The 19242-nt window shown below is 60.1% G+C and carries 15 protein-coding genes; 3 read left to right on the top strand and 12 right to left on the bottom strand.

Annotated features, from left to right (window positions below; translation table 11 throughout):
- Positions 1 to 5 precede the first annotated feature (5 nt).
- The 8 genes from yejF to MMS95_RS14685 form a co-directional block, all read right to left on the bottom strand.
- Positions 6 to 1607, bottom strand: coding sequence for a microcin C ABC transporter ATP-binding protein YejF (gene yejF, locus MMS95_RS14720; protein ID WP_242141856.1), 1602 nt, complete (start codon positions 1605 to 1607; stop codon positions 6 to 8).
- A gap of 1 nt (position 1608) precedes the next feature.
- Positions 1609 to 2634, bottom strand: a complete 1026-nt coding sequence (locus MMS95_RS14715) for a microcin C ABC transporter permease (protein WP_015378535.1) — start codon at positions 2632 to 2634, stop codon at positions 1609 to 1611.
- A complete protein-coding gene (locus tag MMS95_RS14710; RefSeq protein ID WP_004935753.1) occupies positions 2631 to 3722 on the bottom strand; it encodes a microcin C ABC transporter permease YejB in 1092 nt (363 codons plus the stop codon). The genes MMS95_RS14715 and MMS95_RS14710 overlap by 4 nt, the downstream gene beginning before the upstream one ends.
- 9 nt (positions 3723 to 3731) lie before the next feature.
- Entirely contained in the window at positions 3732 to 5540 is a 1809-nt protein-coding gene (locus MMS95_RS14705) for an extracellular solute-binding protein (RefSeq protein ID WP_021505924.1), read from the bottom strand.
- 89 nt (positions 5541 to 5629) lie between these two features.
- A complete protein-coding gene (locus MMS95_RS14700) occupies positions 5630 to 7216 on the bottom strand; it encodes a cyclic di-GMP phosphodiesterase (protein WP_242141854.1) in 1587 nt (528 codons plus the stop codon).
- Positions 7217 to 7628: 412 nt separating this feature from the next.
- Positions 7629 to 8204 carry a bifunctional murein DD-endopeptidase/murein LD-carboxypeptidase gene (mepS, locus tag MMS95_RS14695; protein ID WP_025303553.1) on the bottom strand — a complete coding sequence of 192 codons (576 nt, stop codon included), beginning with the start codon at positions 8202 to 8204 and terminating at the stop codon, positions 7629 to 7631.
- 410 nt (positions 8205 to 8614) lie between these two features.
- Complete coding sequence (locus tag MMS95_RS14690; protein WP_004935741.1) at positions 8615 to 9325, bottom strand: phosphatase PAP2 family protein; 711 nt, start codon at positions 9323 to 9325, stop codon at positions 8615 to 8617.
- Between the two features lie 77 nt (positions 9326 to 9402).
- A complete protein-coding gene (locus MMS95_RS14685) occupies positions 9403 to 10377 on the bottom strand; it encodes a GTP-binding protein (protein WP_242141852.1) in 975 nt (324 codons plus the stop codon).
- 318 nt (positions 10378 to 10695) lie between these two features.
- Between MMS95_RS14685 and MMS95_RS14680 the strand changes: the two genes are divergently transcribed.
- Entirely contained in the window at positions 10696 to 11004 is a 309-nt protein-coding gene (locus MMS95_RS14680; RefSeq protein WP_004935734.1) for a type 1 fimbrial protein, read from the top strand.
- A gap of 62 nt (positions 11005 to 11066) precedes the next feature.
- Here the strand turns inward: MMS95_RS14680 and MMS95_RS14675 are convergent, their stop codons facing one another.
- The gene (locus MMS95_RS14675) at positions 11067 to 12539 is read right to left on the bottom strand and encodes a fructuronate reductase (protein WP_088381789.1); all 1473 of its coding nucleotides are present in this window, start codon (positions 12537 to 12539) and stop codon (positions 11067 to 11069) included.
- Positions 12540 to 12831: 292 nt separating this feature from the next.
- On the opposite strand from MMS95_RS14675, the gene uxuA reads away from it, so the two are divergent.
- The gene (gene uxuA / locus MMS95_RS14670; protein ID WP_004935728.1) at positions 12832 to 14022 is read left to right on the top strand and encodes a mannonate dehydratase; all 1191 of its coding nucleotides are present in this window, start codon (positions 12832 to 12834) and stop codon (positions 14020 to 14022) included.
- A gap of 42 nt (positions 14023 to 14064) precedes the next feature.
- Here uxuA and yeiP read toward each other — a convergent pair whose 3' ends face one another.
- Together yeiP and mtr are read right to left on the bottom strand one after the other, a co-directional pair.
- Positions 14065 to 14637, bottom strand: a complete 573-nt coding sequence (gene yeiP / locus MMS95_RS14665; RefSeq protein ID WP_004935725.1) for an elongation factor P-like protein YeiP — start codon at positions 14635 to 14637, stop codon at positions 14065 to 14067.
- A gap of 126 nt (positions 14638 to 14763) precedes the next feature.
- The gene (gene mtr, locus MMS95_RS14660) at positions 14764 to 16008 is read right to left on the bottom strand and encodes a tryptophan permease (protein ID WP_118891850.1); all 1245 of its coding nucleotides are present in this window, start codon (positions 16006 to 16008) and stop codon (positions 14764 to 14766) included.
- A gap of 265 nt (positions 16009 to 16273) precedes the next feature.
- On the opposite strand from mtr, the gene MMS95_RS14655 reads away from it, so the two are divergent.
- Complete coding sequence (locus MMS95_RS14655; RefSeq protein WP_015378527.1) at positions 16274 to 16528, top strand: YkgJ family cysteine cluster protein; 255 nt, start codon at positions 16274 to 16276, stop codon at positions 16526 to 16528.
- A 237-nt stretch (positions 16529 to 16765) separates the two neighbouring features.
- On the opposite strand, the gene torA is transcribed toward MMS95_RS14655, so the two are convergent.
- Entirely contained in the window at positions 16766 to 19240 is a 2475-nt protein-coding gene (gene torA / locus MMS95_RS14650; protein WP_242141850.1) for a trimethylamine-N-oxide reductase TorA, read from the bottom strand.
- Positions 19241 to 19242: the final 2 nt, after the last annotated feature.

The following is a 19242-nucleotide window of genomic DNA, read 5'->3' as shown; positions in this document are numbered from 1 at the left end:
CGCCGCTAATCCGCCAACTGCAGCAGTTGACGGGTATAGTCGGCTGCGGGCGCCGCGAAAATCGCCCGGCAGTCTCCCTGTTCAACCACTTCCCCCTGTCGCAGTACGATGACCTGGTGACATAGCGAACGCACCACCTGCAGGTCATGGCTGATGAACAGATAAGCCAACCGGTGGCGTTGCTGCAGCGATTTCAGCAGCGTCAGGATCTGCGCCTGCACCGATTTATCCAGTGAAGAGGTCGGCTCGTCGAGGATCAGCAGCTGCGGTTGCAGGATCAGCGCGCGCGCGATGGCGATGCGCTGGCGCTGGCCGCCGGAAAACTCGGTGGGATAGCGGTGGCGAAGCTGCGGATCCAGGCCGACTTCCCGCAACACCTCGATCACGCGTTGTTCCCGCTGCTCGGCGCTAAGCCGCTGGTGCACTTCCAGCCCCTCGGCGATGATCTGCTGCACGTTCAGGCGCGGATTCAGGGCGGAATAGGGATCCTGGAAGACGATTTGCATTCGGCTGCGGTAGGGCAGCATCTGCTTCATCGTGAGCGGGTGCAGCGGTTCGCCGTCGAACCAGATGGCGCCCTGCGAGGCCAGCAGATGCAATAACGCAAGCCCGGTGGTGCTTTTACCCGAGCCGGATTCTCCCACCAGCCCCACGCTTTCCCCGGCGCGCAGCTCGAAACTCAACGATTTCAGCGCATAGTGATAATCCACCGTGCGGCGCAGCAGGCCGCGCCGGATGGGGAAGCGCACCTGCAGATCTTCCACCTTGAGCAGCGGCCGCTCGTCGCCGGGGCGCGCGGTGGGCAACGGCAGCGGCTCACCGACGTCTTCGGCGGCCAGCAGCTGCTGTGTGTAGGGATGCTGCGGCCGGCTGAACAGCTGCGCGCGGCCGTTTTGCTCTACGCAGCGCCCCTGGCGCATTACCGCCACGTTGTCTGCCAGGCGGCGCACGATATTCAGATTATGGGTGATGAACAGCAACCCCATGCCCATCTCCTGCTTCAATTCTTGCAGCAGCGTCAGGATCTGCGCCTGGATAGTCACGTCGAGCGCGGTGGTGGGTTCGTCGGCGATCAGCAGTTTCGGGCGGGTCAACACCGCCATGGCGATCATCACGCGTTGGCGTTCGCCGCCGGACAGCTGGTGCGGATAGTCCTGCAGCCGGTTTTTGGCCTGACGGATGCCGACGCGCTCCAGGCATTCGACGATCTCTGCGCGCGCGGCTTCGCGCCGCAGGCCGCGGTGCAGCATCAGCACTTCCGCCAGCTGTTTCTCGATGGTGTGCAGTGGGTTAAGCGACACCATCGGTTCCTGAAAGATCATCGCGATCTGATTGCCGCGCACCTTGCGCAGGTCAGTCTCCGGCGCATGCAGCAACGACTCGCCGTTGAACAGAATATCGCCGGCAGGGTAAACCACCGGCGGCGCGGGCAGCAGACGCAGTATCGACAGGGCGGTGACGCTTTTGCCGGAGCCGGATTCCCCTACCAGCGCCAGCGTTTCCGCCGGCGCTATTTGTAGCGAGAGTTCGTTGACCACCGGCGTGACGGTGTCGCCCTGACGGAAGGCGATGCTGAGATCCTGAATAGCGAGCAAAGGAGTGGCCATATCAATGCGCCTTGCTGGGGTCAAAGGCGTCGCGCACCGCTTCGCCGATAAAGATTAATAACGACAGCAGCACTGCCAATACCAGGAAGGCGGTGATGCCGAGCCACGGCGCCTGCAGATTGTTTTTGCCTTGCAGCAGCAATTCACCGAGCGACGGCGAGCCTATCGGCAGACCGAAACCGAGGAAATCGAGCGACGTCAGGGTGGTGATCGAGCCGCAGAGGATAAACGGCAGGAAGGTCAGCGTCGCCACCATGGCGTTGGGCAGCATATGGCGGGACATGATTACCCGATCCGGCACGCCCATGGCGCGCGCGGCGCGGATATAGTCAAAATTGCGGGTGCGCAGGAATTCGGCGCGCACCACGCCCACCAGGCTCATCCAGCCGAACAGGATGGTGATGCCGAGCAGCCACCAGAAATTGGGCTGGACGATGCTCGACAGCAGAATGATCAGAAACAGCGTCGGCATGCCCGACCACACTTCGATAAAGCGCTGTCCCCACAGATCGAAACGCCCGCCGTAATACCCCTGCGTCGCGCCGACGCACACGCCGATCAGGCTGGAAAACAGCGTCAGCGCCAGACCGAACAACATCGAAATGCGAAAACCGTACAGCACCCGAGCCAGCACGTCGCCGCCGTTGCTGTCGGTGCCCAGCAGGTTGTGCCGCGAAGGCGGCGAAGGGAAGGGCACCTCAGTGGCGAAGTTGATGGTGTCGTAACTGAAGCGGATCGGTGCCCAGACCGCCCAGCCGTGCCGTTCGATCTGCCGCTGCACGAACGGATCCTGATAGTCGGCTTCGGTATTCAGTTCGCCGCCGAAGGCGGTTTCGCTGTAGCTAATCATAAACGGCAGGTACAACCGGCCTTCATAACGCACCAACAGCGGTTTGTCGTTGGCGATCAGATCGGCGGCCAGGCTCAGGGTGAACAGCACCAAAAAGATCCACAGCGACCAGTAGCCGCGGCGGTTGCGGCGAAAACGCGCCCAGCGCGCCTGGTTGATCGGGCTAAGGCGGCTCATTGGCGGGCCTCGAAGTCAATGCGCGGATCGACCAGGGTGTAGGTGATATCGCTGAGGATATTCAACAGCAGGCCGATCAGGGTGAAGATATACAACGTGCCGAACATCACCGGGTAGTCGCGCTGCAGCGTGGCGTCGTAACCCAGCAGCCCCAGGCCGTTGAGCGAGAACATCACCTCAATCAGCAGTGAGCCGGTGAAAAACATGCTGATAAAGGTGGCCGGAAAACCGGCGATCACCAGCAGCATGGCGTTGCGGAACACGTGGCGGTACAGGATCTTTTTCTCGTCCAGGCCTTTGGCGCGGGCGGTGGTGACGTACTGTTTGCGGATCTCGTCGAGGAATGAGTTCTTGGTCAGCATGGTCAGGGTGGCGAAACCGCCGATCACCGTCGCCAGCACCGGCAGCGTGATGTGCCACAGGTAGTCGGCGATCTTCGCCGGCCAGGAGAGGGTGTCGAAGTTGCTCGATACCAGGCCGCGCAGCGGGAACCAGTCGAGATAGCTGCCGCCGGCGAACAGCACGATCATCAGAATGGCGAACAGAAAAGCCGGAATGGCGTAGCCGATAATGATCAGCGTGCTGCTCCAGGTATCGAACGCGCTGCCATTGTGGACGGCCTTGCGGATGCCGAGCGGGATCGACACCAGATAGATGATCAGCGTGCTCCAAAGGCCCAGCGTGATGGAGACCGGCAGGCTCTGGCCGATCAGCTGCATCACCGAAGCGCCGCGAAACAGGCTGTCGCCGAAGTCGAAGCGCATATAATTCCACAGCATGGTGAAGTAGCGCTCGTGCAGCGGTTTGTCGAAGCCGTAACGCTTAGTGATCTCGGCGATCACCTCCGGATCCAGGCCGCGCGAACCGCGATATTGGCCGTCGCCTGCCGCGATGCCCGTCCGGGCATGCCCCAGACCTTCGCCGACACCGCCGCTGCCAAACCCGCTGCCGTGCCCCAGCTCAATGGCGGCGATGGCCTGATCGACCGGACCGCCGGGGGCGATTTGCACGATAAAAAAGTTGATGGTGATGATCGCCCACAGCGTGGGGATCACCAATAACAGTCTGCGTATCAGATAGGCCGCCATTCCGACTCCTTATTGCCGCTGAGCCGGTAAGCGCGCCGCCTTGTTGACGTCGTACCACCAGTTGTCGAAGCCGATCGCATAGGCCGGGCGGACCGACGGCGTGGAGAACTTGTCCCAATAGGCGTAGCGATCGTGGCTGGAGTACCACATCGGCAGCATGTAGTTGTTCCAGGTCAGCACCCGGTCCAGCGCGCGGCCGAGCGGCAACAGGGCGTTTTCGTCGCCCTGATGGGCGGCGATTTGCCTGACCAGGCTGTCGACCGCCGGATCTTTGACGCCGGGGGTGTTATAGCTGGAATCGATGTACTGCGAATCCCACAGAATTTGCAGATCGGCGCTGGGGAACGGCATCGCCATATACACCGTCGACATCATGTCGAAATCGCGCTCGCGCATGCGGCGGGTGTACTGCGAGGCGTCAATCTCGCGGATTTGCATCTCGATGCCCAACCGCTGCAGGTTGTGACGGAACGGCAGCACGTACTGGAAGTTGCTGCCGCTCAGCAGCATCAGTTCAAAGGTGAACGGCTGGCCGGTTTTGGCGTTGACCAGCTTTTGATTTTTGACCACCCAACCGGCTTCTTTCAGCAGTTGGGTCGCCTTCAGCAAGTTTTGTCGATCGTTGCCGCTACCGTCGGAGGAGGGCGGTTGGTAGATGCTGGTAAATACCTCCGGCGGTATCTGGCCCTTGAGCGGTGCCAGCAAGGCCAGTTCAGCGGCGTCCGGGTAGCCGCGGGCGGCGTAGGCGGTGTTTTGGAAATAGCTGTCGGCGCGCTGATAGGCGTTGTAATACAGCGCCTTGTTCATCCAGTTAAAATCGAAAGCCAGGCCGATCGCTTCCCGTACCCGACGATCGGCGAACAGCGGTTTTTGCAGATTGAACGCCAGCCAGCGGGTATTCTGCGCCGCCTGGTTGGTCTCGTCCTGCTTGATGATGTAGTTGCGCGCGAAGTTGCCGCCCTGATATTGGGTGGCCCAGCTCTTGGGCGACGGCTCGATGCGAAAATCGTAGGCGCCGGCCTTGAAGGCTTCCAGCGATACCTTATCGTCCAGATAATAATCGTAGCGAATGCTGTCGAAGTTGTAGCGGCCGCGGTTCACGGGCAGATTGGCGGCCCAGTAGTCGCGCACCCGCTGATAGGTGATGTACTGGCCGAGGCGATAATCGCCGATTTTATACGGGCCGCTGGCGAGCGGCGGGGTGCTGAGCGGTTCGTTGAGCTTATGGTTTTTCCAGAAGCTTTCCGGCAATACGCGCAGGCTGAGCAGGCTGAGGATTTGCTCACGGTTCGCCTTAGGCAGCTCGATGCGCACCGTCAGCCGGGAAATGGCCTTGACCGTGACGCCTTTGTAATAGGAGCGAAACTGCGGCACGCCTTCGGTCATGAATTTATTGAAGGTAAAGGCCACGTCGGCGGCGGTGATCGGGCTGCCGTCCTGGAAGCGCGCGCGTGCGTTGATATCCAATTCCATCCAGCGCATGTCGGCCGGGAAACGGGCCGATTCGGCAATCAGCGGGTAATAGCTGCCGGGTTCGTCGTCGGAGTTGGTGAACAGCGTATCGTACAGCTCCATCGTGCGCTCGCCGGGCACGCCGCGGGTAGCGAAGCGGTTGAAGTTGTCGTAGGTGCCGATGGCCGCCAGTCGCACGTCGCCGCCCTTGGGCGCCGCCGGATTGACGTAGTCAAAATGGCTGAAGTCGGTGGCGTATTTCGGTTCACCGAGAAGGGCGAAAGCGTAGCTTTCGTTGAGGGCTTCGGCCCGCAGACCGAAGCTCAGTGCCGAGAGCACCAGAGCAGCGAAAATGCGCACGGACATCAGACAGTAAGCTCCTGCTGTGGAATAAAGTACAACCTGCGCCCAGCATAACATTCTTCGGACGGGCGCAGGGTAAAGATGCTTAAAGATTAACTATTTTTTTCCTGATAATCAAAGACCTGATTAGCATTGCAGTAAGCGACGAAATCATCGATGCTCAGCGGCTTGCTGAAGTAGTACCCCTGCATGAAGTTGACGCCGTGTTCTTGCAGAAACTGCATCTGCTCGGCGGTTTCCACGCCTTCGGCCACCGTCAGCATTTTCAGCTTTTTCGCCAGCGAGATCACCGCATCCAGCACCGGCGCGGTGACCGTATCCTGGCCGATGGTGTTGACGAAGCCACGGTCAATCTTCAGATAATCCATGGTGAAGCGCTCAAGATAAATAAGCGCGCTGTGCCCGGTGCCAAAATCATCCACCGCGATCTCGATGCCCTGTTTGTGCAGCCAGTCAAACTCCGTCAGCGCGCTCTCTTCTTCCACCATGCCGCGTTCGGTGATTTCAAACACCAGCGTAAAGTAATCGCCCGGCAGCTGCGTCAACAGTTCATACACGTCCTGGTGAAACGACGGTGCGCTAAGGTGGGCGGGGGAAATGTTGAGGCCGACTTTACCTCCCCGTGGCAGCGCTTTGGCGAGCTGTGGCGCATCTTCGGCGATCAGCCTGAACAGGTGGCGGGTAAGCGGCACGATCAGCCCGTTGCTTTCGGCGTAGGGGATAAAGACATCGGGCGGGATGCGGCCCTCGATCGGATGCTGCCAGCGGATCAGCGCTTCCAGCCCGCCTATGCTGTTGCTATCGGTATGGAACACCGGCTGGTATTCGATAAAGAACTCGTTGCGCTTGATGCCGCGCAGCAGCGCGCGTTCCGGGCTTTGCCGCAGCAGCAGCATGTAGTAGCAGAGTACGCCGGTCATCAATGACAGCACCAGGCTGCCCAGCAGCGTCAGGCGAATGTCGTTGGGGGTCAGTTTCTCGTTGTAGAACAGGATGGTCAGCGGCAGATTGGGCAGCGTCAGGGTATCCGCCTTGCCCTTCGGTAGCTGATTGACCGGCATCAGGTTCGGGCTGAAAGTGGTCAGCGTGCGGTTGCCCATCACGATGGCGATGCCCGGCGCCTGTTCGTCGTGCGAGGTGAACAGCAGGTAGGGCATCAGATCGATGTCCAGCGTAGCGAGGATGCCAGTGGCCTTTTCGCCGGGATGTCGCAGCCAAACCGCAACCGCCGGTTTATTTGGCACCATCGGCGTACCCTGCTGCAGTTTGAGATCCAAAGGCAGATCCCAGTCGATATCCTGATAGATATTTTTCATTGGCAACATCATGTCGCCCGTGGCGGAGGAGCAATAGGCGTAGCCGTCCTTCACCAACAGGAAGGTGCGCACGCCGCTGGTAAAGGCCGCCTGGTAGGTGATATCCGACTGGCTGGAGAGGCAAGGCTTGTCCAGCAGCGGCATCATTTGCCGCATCACCGCCGTCAGATGCGAGATATAACCCAGCGTGAACTTTTGCGTGCGCGCTTCGACCTTATGTTGATATTGCGTGCGCTGGTGGTTGATCAAAGAAAGCGTGACCGCGGTGAATAGCGTAAAAAATACCAGGGCGGCGACACCGCTTTTAGCCAGGCTGCGTTGTCGGTGAGACACGCTGCGGGCGAAAGCTCTTTTCAAGCCCATAACCGAGTCCTCTGCAACCGGGCGTCAGGTGTGTCGCGCAGCCAGTTAATGGATTGTGCCAACGGCTTTTTTTTCATTTTTGCCTTTTTATCCCGTACCAACCGGCGGCGCCATTTAAATATGCGGCGTCGCCGACAGAAATATCATGCGCATAATATCAGCGGAAACGTTTTAAATAACGCCGGGGCGCCGTTGCCGTCATCTGACGATAATAGGCGAGTTTTTCCCCGACGGGGCGATTTCCCGCCAACAGTTTATCAAAATAATGGCGTGCGGCGGCGTTAAGCAGGGAAAAGTGACGATAAGGCAGGGATCAATTTTGATGATACCTGTTCGACAACCAAAAAAAACGCCGCCCGTGGGCGGCGCTTATCGCTCGTTTGGTATTCAGGATCTTCAGGGCGTTGCGCCGTTAACCGTTGGTCAGCACCCGGCGCGCTTCTCGATAACGTTTATTCCAATAGTTATCGGTCAGCTTGGAAATCATGACCCCACTGCTGGTGGAGGCGTGAACGAACTGATCGTTGCCTAAATAGATGCCGACATGGCGCCCGGTAGAACCGGCGCGGAACAGCACCAAATCGCCGGCGCGCAGCTTGGTGCGCTGAATTTTCTTGCCGAGATCTTCCTGTTCATAGGTCGAACGCGGTAAATCCATGCCGAACTGTTCGCGGAAGGTGCGCTGTACAAACGCCGAGCAATCGATGCCGCGCTTGGTGTCACCGCCTAAGCGGTAGCGAACGCCTTTCCAATCCGCATACTGATCCATAATCTTTGACTTGACGTCAACGTTGCGGACCATCGCTTCGAATTCATCCTGAGAGGCTTGCAGTAAAAGACCGTCTTTGTCATTAACTGCACGCATCTCAGTTTGTGCGTTATTCAAGTTCGAAGTGTGAGTCGAGCTGCACGCTGACAGCATAACCGCAGCGGCAATTGCAGGGACTACCCGCAAAAAATATCTCAGAAACGGTTGAGATTTGACCATTGTTGTTGTTTTCCCTTGAAGTCCTTAACGACGAAAGTCGCTACCTGAAAAATGCCAAACGAAACGAGCCTAGTCCGCACCTGTTGCATCGACAACCAGTTACCGTTGAAAACGTGCGAGAACGCACATTTTTATCGGATTTCATACTGATTCGACTTAAACCAGGCACAAACGCATCTGAGATTACCGGAACCAATAGGGGATTGCGAGCCTTTTTCCCGTCTTTTTTATATGAATTTGTGATGTAACATAATGTAAATCTTCATATAAAAAACGCCAATTGTCCGATGTATGAATCTGGCGTGAAATCAGGTTGCAAAAGCGTTAACGAACGGTGGGGAAATTTTTGCGCGCGGCGAGGGGAAGAGGGCGGGAGGCGTAAGCCTCCCGGCATGAGTCATAGACACAAATTATGGTTGGCCGGGGCGGTGCTTACCGGGCAACAGGCGATTCAACCGATCGACGATCCAGTCGCTGCAAGGCGTCATCAGCACCCAGCTGGCGCCAACCAGCACCACGGACAATGAGCCGACGGCGATATCGGTAAACCAGTGGGCACCAATCATCACGCGCGGCAATGAGAAGACCAACGTAATCAGCAGGGCGACGGCGAAGGCGCCGCGGCCGAAATAGCGCAGCATAAAGCAGGAAAAAATAATCAGCATCATGCCGTGGTCGCCGGGGAAGCTGTCGCCGGAAGCGTCCTTGGTGGGGATGCCGGTCAGCTCGCTGACGCGATGGATATTGTCAAAGGTCAGGGTGGGGCTTGGATGTTTCACCGGCAGCAGGTGGCCAAGCTGGTTCAGCACCACGGCGGTCAGCAGCATCACCACGCCGGTGATCACCAGACGGCGGCGGCCGGCGGCGTCCTGCTTCAGATAAAAGTACAGATACAGCAGCCCCATGGCGAGCAGCGAAATCACATCGAACGCGCGGTTGTTGGTGATGGCGACCAGGTGTAAAAACGCCGGGTCGGTGGCCAGATGGCGGTTAAAGAAGAAGAAAATCGCCGAATCCAGGGTAAACCAGCCGCCGTGATTGGCCGGCAGGAACCAGGACAGAAACAGCGCAACGCCCAGTAAGTTGAAGAAGAGAATGAGGGGTAAATTGCGGCGTGTCATGACATAACCTGTTGGAAAAATGAAAACGAAATAAAACCCGGCAGCCCTGCGGCAACCGGGGGGCAACGGTACGGGGTCTAACTTAAACGAATCTTAAACAAGGCGGATTGCAGGGCGTTCCAGTCGGCATTTTCGCTGTGGATAAGCTCAATTCGGCTGTCGAGCGGCGCGACCGGGCGGGTTTCGATGTTGAGATCCTGCCCCTGACGATTGATCAGCAATGTGCCTTCGGGGATGCGTACCACGCCTTTGGCGCGTTCGACCGGCGCGAGTCGCACCCATTCCATGAAGCCGACGGTGTCGAACCGGGTATCGCCGTCAAAAATCCAGCCGCAGCTGGTGAAGCCTTGCCCTTCATTCAACGCTCGCCGCCAGCGGGCGTGCTCCGGCAGCCGCAGCGCCGCCAGCCCCTGCTTTTTCGCCTGACCATGATGATGCTGCGCGTCCGGCAATTCTGTACGATTTGTGCGAGGAAGTGACAACAGCGCGACATCCGCTTCGCCTTGCGCGATGGCGTAGCAGGGCCGCTGCAGCGGGTCTTGCGCCTTCCAGGCCTCCAGCGCCAGCCTGTCTTCCGGCCGGTAGGTATCGCTTTTGCTGGCCAAAATAATGTCGGCCGCGGCCAGCTGATCGCGGAAGTTTTCGTTGTCGCGGTAGCGCGGCTGGCTGAGCTGGCGGGCATCCAGCAGGCACAGGGTGGCCTGCAGATCGATCCAGCCGGCATAGCTCTCCTGGGTCAGCAGCGACAGGATTTGTTTCGGATGCCCGAGCCCGGTCGGCTCGATCAGCAGCCGATCCGGTTTGGCCTGCTGCAACAGCATATTCAAGCCCACCTGCATCGGCAGGCCGTTGACACAGCACATGCAGCCACCGGGGATCTCTTTGAGCACCGCGCCGCTGTCTGCCAGCAGCGCGCCGTCGATGCCGATCTCGCCGAATTCATTGACCAATACCGCCCAGCGTTCATGTTCGGGCTTATGAGCCAGAAAATGGCGGATAGTGGTGGTTTTGCCGCTGCCGAGGAAACCGGTAATCAAATTGGTTTTGGTCATTAATAATTCCTGGCGCAAAAATTAACCTGCTTAATAAATGAGTTACGCAGCCGTGTCGGTGAAATGGCCGCGATTTAATTTGTGCTCTATCTCGCAAATTTTGCACGTCACCATGCGCTTTTCAACCGACAAAATCCACCGTTTATAACAAGAAAATTCTTAGATAAAACCCTGTATTAGATGCGGTTAACTTTTGTTAGTAGCTTGTTTTTACATTGTTAATGACGAGATTAACGATCAGATCTCGTCCCTTTCCTTGCGATTATTCCTAACAAGATCCTCTATGGTTAAATTGGCTTAACTAAAAATGAGGTTGCCATGAATACCTTTCGGTTATTTTTGATCGTAGGAATGTTGTTTTCATGGACGGCAGTGAGTCAGGCAGGAGTGGCCGGCGGGGTAATTCGCTTCGTCGGCTCTATCGTTGAAAGTCCTTGCACGGTCAAGATTGCAGATTCTAAGGCGAATACGCAATGTTACCGCAACGGCCAGCATTATCAGGCCCAGCAAGCGTTGTCAGGTTTTGATACTACACGCAAAGAACTTCCGCTAAATCTAGGCACAACCGAAATGAAGTGGGTAGACCAACAGAAGAAACTCGCTGTTATGACGGTCGTTTATCGTTAAGTCGTTCCGCCATGCCGGCGTAACGTTACGCCGGCATGGTTATTCTCGGCCCTGCAGGCTCCTCACCGCATTACCCACTCCTTCACCGTTTCACGCGCGCCGCGATCGCGCAGCGATAAATAGGCTTGCGTCACCGCTTCGCTAAACGCCGCATGCGCCGCCAGCGTTTCGCCGAATACCGATTTCAACGCCAACAGCGCCGCTACGCGCCGTCGATCGTCCTGCGTTGCGGCGATCGTCTGCTGCAGCAGGTCTGCCAGCGGATCGCGAATGTCGATCGGCTCACCGGCGTCATCGACGCCGCCGACGTAACGCATCCAGCCCGCCACGCCCAGCGCCAGCCCGCTATAGTCGCCGCCGTGCCGCAGATGCCAGCGCACGGCATCCAGCAGCCGCTGCGGCAGCTTCTGCGTGCCGTCCATGGCGATCTGCCAGGTAAGGTGTTGCAGCGCCGGATTGCTGAAGCGCGCGATAAGCTGTGCGGCATAATCGGGCAGGCTGATGCCGGTGACGCTCAGCGTTGGCGCCTGTTCGTCCAGCATCAACCGCAGGGCGGCGCGGCGGTAGTGCTCATCCGCCATGCACTCGTTGATATAGCGGTAGCCGCCCAGGTAGCCTAAGTAAGCCAGGAACGAGTGGCTGCCGTTCAGCATGCGCAGCTTCATGTGTTCAAACGGCAGCACATCGCTGACCAACTGGACGCCGGCCAACTCCCACGCCGGGCGTCCGGCGGTGAAGTTGTCTTCCACCACCCATTGAATGAAGGGCTCGCAGGCGATGGCGCATTCGTCGCGCACGCCGCCCAGCGCGGCGGCGATCTCATCCAGCGTGGCCGGCGTGGCGGCCGGCACGATGCGATCCACCATGGTGCAGGGGAAGGTGGCGGCGGTGGCGATCCAGTCGGCGAGCGACGGATCCCGCGCCTGCGCCAGATCGAGCACCGCCCGGCGCAACACGTGGCCGTTCTCCGGAATATTGTCGCAGGAAAGCAGGGAGAAGGCGGACAGGCCGCGTTCGCGCCGCAGCCGCAACGCTTCCACCAAAATGCCGGGCGCGGTCTGCGGCTGATGCGGCCACGCCAGATCGGCGACGATCCCCGAATGCTGTCGGTCCAGCCGTCCGCTGCCGGGCTCGATACAGTAGCCTTTTTCGGTGATGGTCATCGAGACGATCGCCACCTGCGGTTCGGCCAGCTTCTCCAGCACCGCGGCGATGCCCTCCAGTTTGCGGTGCAGGCTCTCATGCACCGCGCCGATCACGATGGCCTGATGGCCGTCCGCGCCTTTCTCCAGCACGCTGTACAGATGATCCTGTTGCCGCAGCGCCTCAAACAGCGGCACGCCGCCGGAAAGACTGATCTCGCAAATGCCCCAGTCGCCGCCGTGGGCGTTCAGCACCCGATCGGTCAGCAGCGCCTGATGCGCGCGGTGGAACGCGCCGAAACCCAGGTGCACGATGCGGCTGCGCAGGGCCCGGCGATCATAATTCGGTTGCCGGACGGTGCCCGGCAGCGGGGTGTTGGCGATCGTATTCATCTCATCTCCAAAGCGAGTAGACAGCTGGCGGGCCACTTGCGCCAAGTTAGCGGACCAGTTTGCCGACGCATGGACAGCGGGGCGCCGGCGATAAAAAACTGCCACCAGTCTAAAGTTGCCGGCAGGTTAAGGGAATTGGTCAGGCCAAAATAAGCCAGAATCGTGAAGCGGATCAACCAATGAACGGTTCAATTTTGACAGCGCGCGGCGAAAGAGTAAGTTAAAGATAGCTGACATCTAAATTAAACTGGTATAACAACATCGCGATGCGAGACAGGCATAAGGACACAACATGGAACAAACATGGCGTTGGTATGGCCCGAACGATCCGGTCTCTTTGGATGACGTGCGTCAGGCCGGGGCGACCGGGGTGGTCACGGCGCTGCACCATATTGCGAACGGCGAAGTTTGGCCGATCGACGAGATCCGCGCGCGGCAGGCGCTGCTGGCGGAAAAGGGGCTGGTGTGGTCGGTGGTGGAGAGCGTGCCGGTACATGAGGAGATCAAAACCCACAGCGGCGACTGGCGGCGGTACATCGCCAATTACCAGCAGTCACTGCGCAATCTGGCGGCCTGCGGCATTGACACCGTTTGCTACAACTTCATGCCGATCCTCGACTGGACGCGCACCGATCTGGCCTATCCGCTGCCGGACGGTTCCAAAGCGCTGCGTTTCGATCAGGTAGCCTTCGCCGCGTTCGAGCTGCACATCCTGCAGCGCGCCGGCGCCGAGGCGGACTATACGGCGCAAGAGCGCAGTCAGGCGGCGGCCTATTTCGCCGCCATGAGCGAGGAGGAGAAAGCCACGCTGACCGGCAACATCATCGCCGGGCTGCCGGGTGCGGAAGAAGGCTACACGCTGGAGCAGTTCCGTCGCCGCCTGGCGGAATACGACGGCATCGACAAGGCGCAACTGCGCGAAAACATGGCGGTCTTTCTGCGCGCCATCGTGCCGGTGGCGGAAGAGGCCGGCATCCGGCTGGCGGTGCATCCCGACGATCCGCCGCGGCCGATCCTCGGCCTGCCGCGCATCGTCTCCACGATCGAAGACATGCAGTGGCTGAAGCAGACCGTCGACAGCATTCATAACGGCTTCACCATGTGCACCGGTTCCTACGGCGTGCGCGCCGACAACGATCTGGTGCGGATGATTGAAACCTTCGGCGATCGCATTCACTTTACCCACCTGCGCGCCACCTGCCGCGAGGAGAACCCGAAAAGCTTCCACGAGGGGGCGCATCTGCAGGGCGATGTTGACATGGTGGCGGTGATCGAAGCGATCCTGACCGAAGAACTGCGTCGGCAGCGGGCGGGCGATCGGCGGCCGATCCCGATGCGCCCCGATCATGGGCATCAGATGCTGGACGATTTGAAAAAGAAAACCAATCCGGGCTATTCGGCCATCGGGCGGTTGAAAGGGCTGGCGGAGCTGCGCGGCGTCGAGCTGGCGCTCAAGCGGCGCTTTTTCCCGGAATTGCCGTAGCGGAAAATGAAACGGGGCCGAGTATCGGCCCCGTAGGCGCGACTAGTCTGCGCGGCTCATGTAGCGGCGTTCGGCGATATGAATGCGAATTTTGTCGCCGGCGCTGAGGTATTCCGGCACGTGGATCACCAGGCCGGTCGCCATGGTGGCCGGTTTGTTGCGGGCGCTGGCGGAAGCGCCTTTGATGCCCGGCGCGGTCTCGACGATTTCCATATCCACGGTCTGCGGCAGCTCCAGCGCCAGCACCTGGCCATCCAGCGTCAGCACCTGCATACCCGGCAGGCCGCCTTCCGGAATGAACAGCAGCTCGTCTTCGATCTGGTCTTTCTTGAAAATGTACGGGGTGTAGTCTTCGTCATCCATGAACACGTATTCTTCGCCGTCGATATAGGAGAAGTTCACCTTGCGGCGCGACAGGGAAATGGTGTCCAGGATATCGTCGCCCTTGAAGCGTTCTTCCACTTTCAGGCCGGTGCGCACGTCGGAGAAGCGCATTTTGTACAGGGTGCTGGCGCCGCGGGCGCTCGGGCTCTGCACGTCGATATCTTTTACCAGCAGCAGCTTGCCGTTGTAGCTGATCGCCATGCCGCGTTTAATTTCGTTAGCTCTTGCCATTTCAATTCATCCGCAATGAAGAGTATTAGAGAAGTTGCGACAAGGTACTCGCGCCGCCGATTTCAGGCAATAGCCCGGCGCAAAAACAGTGCGGGAAAGGGAGGGCGGCAGCCCTCCCGTCGGGGATTACTGGAAGACCGGCAGCAGGCCGAACAGCGACAGAATATGCGCGGCGGCGTTGATCAACCCGAACAGGATGACGAACAGGATCACGCCGTTGCCGCCCGGTGCACGGTAACCGGCCTGCGGATAACGGCGGCGGCTGGCGCGCGCCATCAGCGCCGGCACGATCACCGCCCAGACGGTGGCCGCCAGCCCGGCGAAGCCGATGGCGTACAGGAAACCGTTCGGGAACAGCAGCGCGGCCAGGGTCGGCGGCACGAAGGTCACCAGCGCGGTCTTGCTGCGCCCGACGGCGTCGTCCTTGAACTTGCAGAAGTCCGCCAGATAATCGAACAGGCCCAGCGACACGCCGAGGAACGAGCTGGCCAGCGCCATATAGGAGAAGGCGTTCAGCAGTTGGCTGACGGTCTGGCTGCTGGAGACGTTGCCCATTTGCTTGAGCAGGCTGCCGATATTGCCGCCCTCGGCGATCACCTGCTTGAAGGCGTCGCGCGCGATATTGCCCTGAATCACATACTGCCACAGGATGTAGATCGCCAGTGCCAGCAGGGTGCCGTACACCAGGCTGCGCACCACGGAGCCACTGTCCTTGTGGTAGTACTTCACCAGCCCGGGAATGTTGCCGTGGTAGCCGAACGAAGTCAGCAGGTAAGGCAGCGCTGCCAGGGCGTAAGGCAGATAGCTGGCCCGATCGTCGCCGGTGTTGAACAGCACCGCGGGCTGCACGTGGGTGAACATGTCGCCCACCGACATCACGAAGGTGATCACCATACCGCCGATCAGAATGGTGCTCAGGCGATCGACCGCGCGGGTGGAGAGCCAGACGATAAACGCCACCACCAGCGCGAACACCAGGCCGGCGGTAGTCTGGCCGACGCCGACGATGCCCTCCAGTGTGTGCGCGATGATCGAGCCGCCGGCGGAGATATAGGCGTAGGTCAGGATGTACAGCACGAACGCCACCGACAGGCCGTTCACGGCGTTCCAGCCTTTGCCCAGCAGATCCTTGACCATGGTGTTGAAGCTGGCGCCGCTCGGGTAGTGCAGCGTGGCTTCGAGGATCATCAGGCCGGACAGCAGCATGCAGGCCCAGGTATACACCAGCAGCGCGACGGAGCCGCTGAACCAGACACCGGAAGTGACGATCGGAATGGAAAACATGCCGGCGCCAACGGCGGTTCCGGCAATGATCATCGCGCCGCCGAGGACGGAAGGGCGGGCCAGCTTCTGGATGGTGTCCGTAGACATGTGTGCTCCTGAGGGAAGAAGTTCTTTTGTACTAGCTCAATAGTACATGGGCGCATGGCGCATGTAAAGTGAAGGAATTGCACGTTTCACGCGTTTTTTTCTTTAAATCAAGGTTTGCTGGGCGTTTATTCGCCATCGGGTGCAGCCGGCCGGCGCAGAGCGATGAGTGTAAAGATCGCGGGGACGCAGGGATTCTGCTGGCGGTGGCCGCGTGCGGCTGCTATTGTCGCGCTTCTTTCCCCCCAGCCCACCAGGAGTAGCGCTGATGGACTGTCGCAGCGACTGCGGCGCCTGCTGTATCGCGCCGTCAATATCCAGCCCGATCCCCGGCATGCCGAACGGCAAGCCCGCCAATACCCGCTGCATTCATCTGGATGAACGGCTGCGCTGCGGCCTGTTTCATTCGCCGCTGCGGCCGAAGGTGTGCGGCAGCCTGCAGCCGAGCCGCGACATGTGCCACGATCACCGCGATCAGGCGCTGATCTACCTCGCCAGACTGGAAGCGGACACCGCGCCTTAAGCGTCTTTCAACCGCCACAGACACAGCGTCGTGCCTGCCGCCATCGCAGCCGCCCCGAACGGTGTGGGGGACCGGCGTAGTGGCTGTCTCTCCAGGTGCCGTTCATGGCGGTCGCAGAGAAATACCGGATATTTAAGGCTATTCCTTTTGCACGGCGCGTACTGAGACTGGATAAAAAAATGCCGGTCAGGCTTAACTGACCGGCATTACGCGTTGCGCCCTCTGTTTACCGCGGGATCAGGCGCCTTGCGGCACCGCGTGCGCGGTATTTTTCAATACCGGCCCCCGATACTTCTCGATCTGCAGCTGCGCCATCTGCCCGCAGTTGCCCTGCGCCAGGCTGGAAGAGCCGATGTCGAAGGTCAGGCAGTTGACGTTGCCGTTCTTGCACAGCGAGCCGGGCTGCGCCGGATCGGCCGGATCGAACCAGGCGCCTTCGCTGATGCGCACCACGCCGGGCCGCACGTCTTCGCTGACCACCGCGCCCACCAGGATCTGACCGCGATCGTTAAACGCCCGCACCAGATCGCCGCCGCTGATGCCGCGCGGCTGCGCGTCCTGCGGGTGGATCAGGATCGCTTCACGATCCGCTACCGCGTATTTCTCGCGCAGCGGCGTGTTATCGAGCTGGGAGTGCAGCCGGTTGGTCGGGTGCGCGGTATTGAGCGACAGCGGATATTTGGCCGCTTCCGGCCCGCGATACCACTCGTGCGGCGGCATCCAGGTCGGAATGCCGGGGCAATCCTCGTAATGCATTTTGGCGATGGCGTCGGAGTAGATCTCGATCTTGCCCGACGGCGTGCCCAGCGGGTTCAGCAGCGGGTTGTCGCGATAGTCGGCGAAGCGCACCCACTGCTTATTGGCCTCCGGCACCGGGAAGCGCACGTAGTTGTTGGATTGCCAGAACATGTCGAACGGCGGCAGCGCCACCCGCGCGGCGCGCGCCTGGTTCTTCATGTCGTCGTACATGCCTTTCAGCCACTGGGTTTCATCCTTGCCTTCGGTGAAGGCTTCCTGCACGCCCAGCCTGGCCGCCATCGCCGAGAAGATGTCGAAGTCGCTACGCGACTCGTGCTGCGGCGGCACGCATTGATGCATCGGGAACACGTAGAGCTGCGAATAGTCGCCGCCCATTTCCAGATCGTTGCGCTCGTAGCTGGTGGTGGCCGGCAGCACGATATCGGCATGCTTGGCGGTGGCGGTCCAGTAAGGCTCGTTGACCACGATGGTGTCCGGCCGCTGCCAGGCTTTGACCAGGTTATTGGTGTCCTGATGCTGGTGGAAGGTGTTACCGCCCGCCACATACACCATTTTCACCTCGGGGTAAGTGACCTTGGCACCGTTGAAGTCGATGGTTTTGCCCGGGTTGCTCAGGCATTCGGCGATGCGCGCCACCGGGATCGGCGCCGGGGAGTTCTTCGGCGCGTTGCCGGCGGAGATGCCGGCGATGATGCCGCCCTTGGCGGTCGGGCTGCCGCCGGAGGAATAGTGATAGCTGAAGCCGAAGCCGCCGCCCGGCAGGCCGATCTGGCCGAGCATCGCCGCCACCGTCACCAGCAGCCAGTGCTGCTGCTCGCCGTGGTGCTGGCGTTGGATGCCCCAGCCGCCCATGATCATGGTGCGATGCTTCGCCATCTCGCGCGCCAGTCCGCGCAGCGTATCGGCATCGACACCGCTGATGTCGGCCGCCCATTCGGCGGTTTTCGCCACGCCGTCGCTCTCGCCCAGCAGGTAGGCCTGGAACTTGTCGAAGCCGACGGTGTAGGTTTTCAGGAAGTCCGGGTTATGCAGCTTCTCGGTCAGCAACGTGTGGGCGATGCCGATCAGCATCGCGCCGTCGGTATAAGGGCGCGGGGCGATCCACTGCGCATTGACGAACTTGGCGCTGTCGTTGTGCACCGGATCGATGCTGATCACCCGGGTGCCTTTCTTCTTCAGCGCCTCGAAGCCGGTCTGGCCGACGTGATCCGGCACGTTCCAGCTGTTTTTCAGCGTGACCATCGGGTTGCAGCCCCACAGGATCACCAGCTCGCTGTTCTCGATCACGTTCGGCCAGGCGGTCTGCTGTTCGTAGACCTCCATCGAGCCGACCACGTGCGACATGATCACCTGCGCTGCGCCGGTGGAGTAGTCGCCGGCGTAGCCGAGGAAGCCGCCGGTCAGGTTCATCAGACGCTGCAGCAGCGTGCGGCTGTTGTGCAGCATGCCGACGCTTTTCCAGCCATAGGAACCGGCGTAGATCGACTGCGGCCCGTGATCTTTCTGCAGGCGAACGATCTCATTGCACACCAGCTCGGTCGCTTTGTCCCAACTGACGCGCACCCACTCGTCGCGGCCGCGCAGTTCGGTGCGGCTGCCGGGGCCGCCTTCCAGCCAGCTTTTGCGCACCATCGGATATTTGATGCGGTTCTCGGCGTGCACCTGATAAGGCGCCATGGTGATCAGCTCATTGGGATACGGATCGTCCTGCACCGGCTGCACGCCGACCATCTTGCCGCCCTGCACGATGGCCTCAAACGCGCCCCAGTGGGCGCCGGTCAGAATGCCTTTTTGCGCCTGACGCAAGACGATGAACTGCGGCAGCGCTTCGCTGATGGCCTGCGCCAGCGCCGCTTTGGGCCATAAGCCCGCCAGCAGCGGGGCGGCGGCCAGCGCGGCGGCGCCGGTCAGGAAGCGGCGGCGGCTCATGGTTAACGGTTGTTGGTTGCTCATTG

Origin of the sequence: Serratia sp. PGPR-27 (assembly GCF_022678525.1) — a bacterium.
Lineage (GTDB): Bacteria > Pseudomonadota > Gammaproteobacteria > Enterobacterales > Enterobacteriaceae > Serratia > Serratia nematodiphila.
Note: the sequence above shows the minus strand (reverse complement) of the source record. Positions and strands in the feature narration are given on the sequence as shown.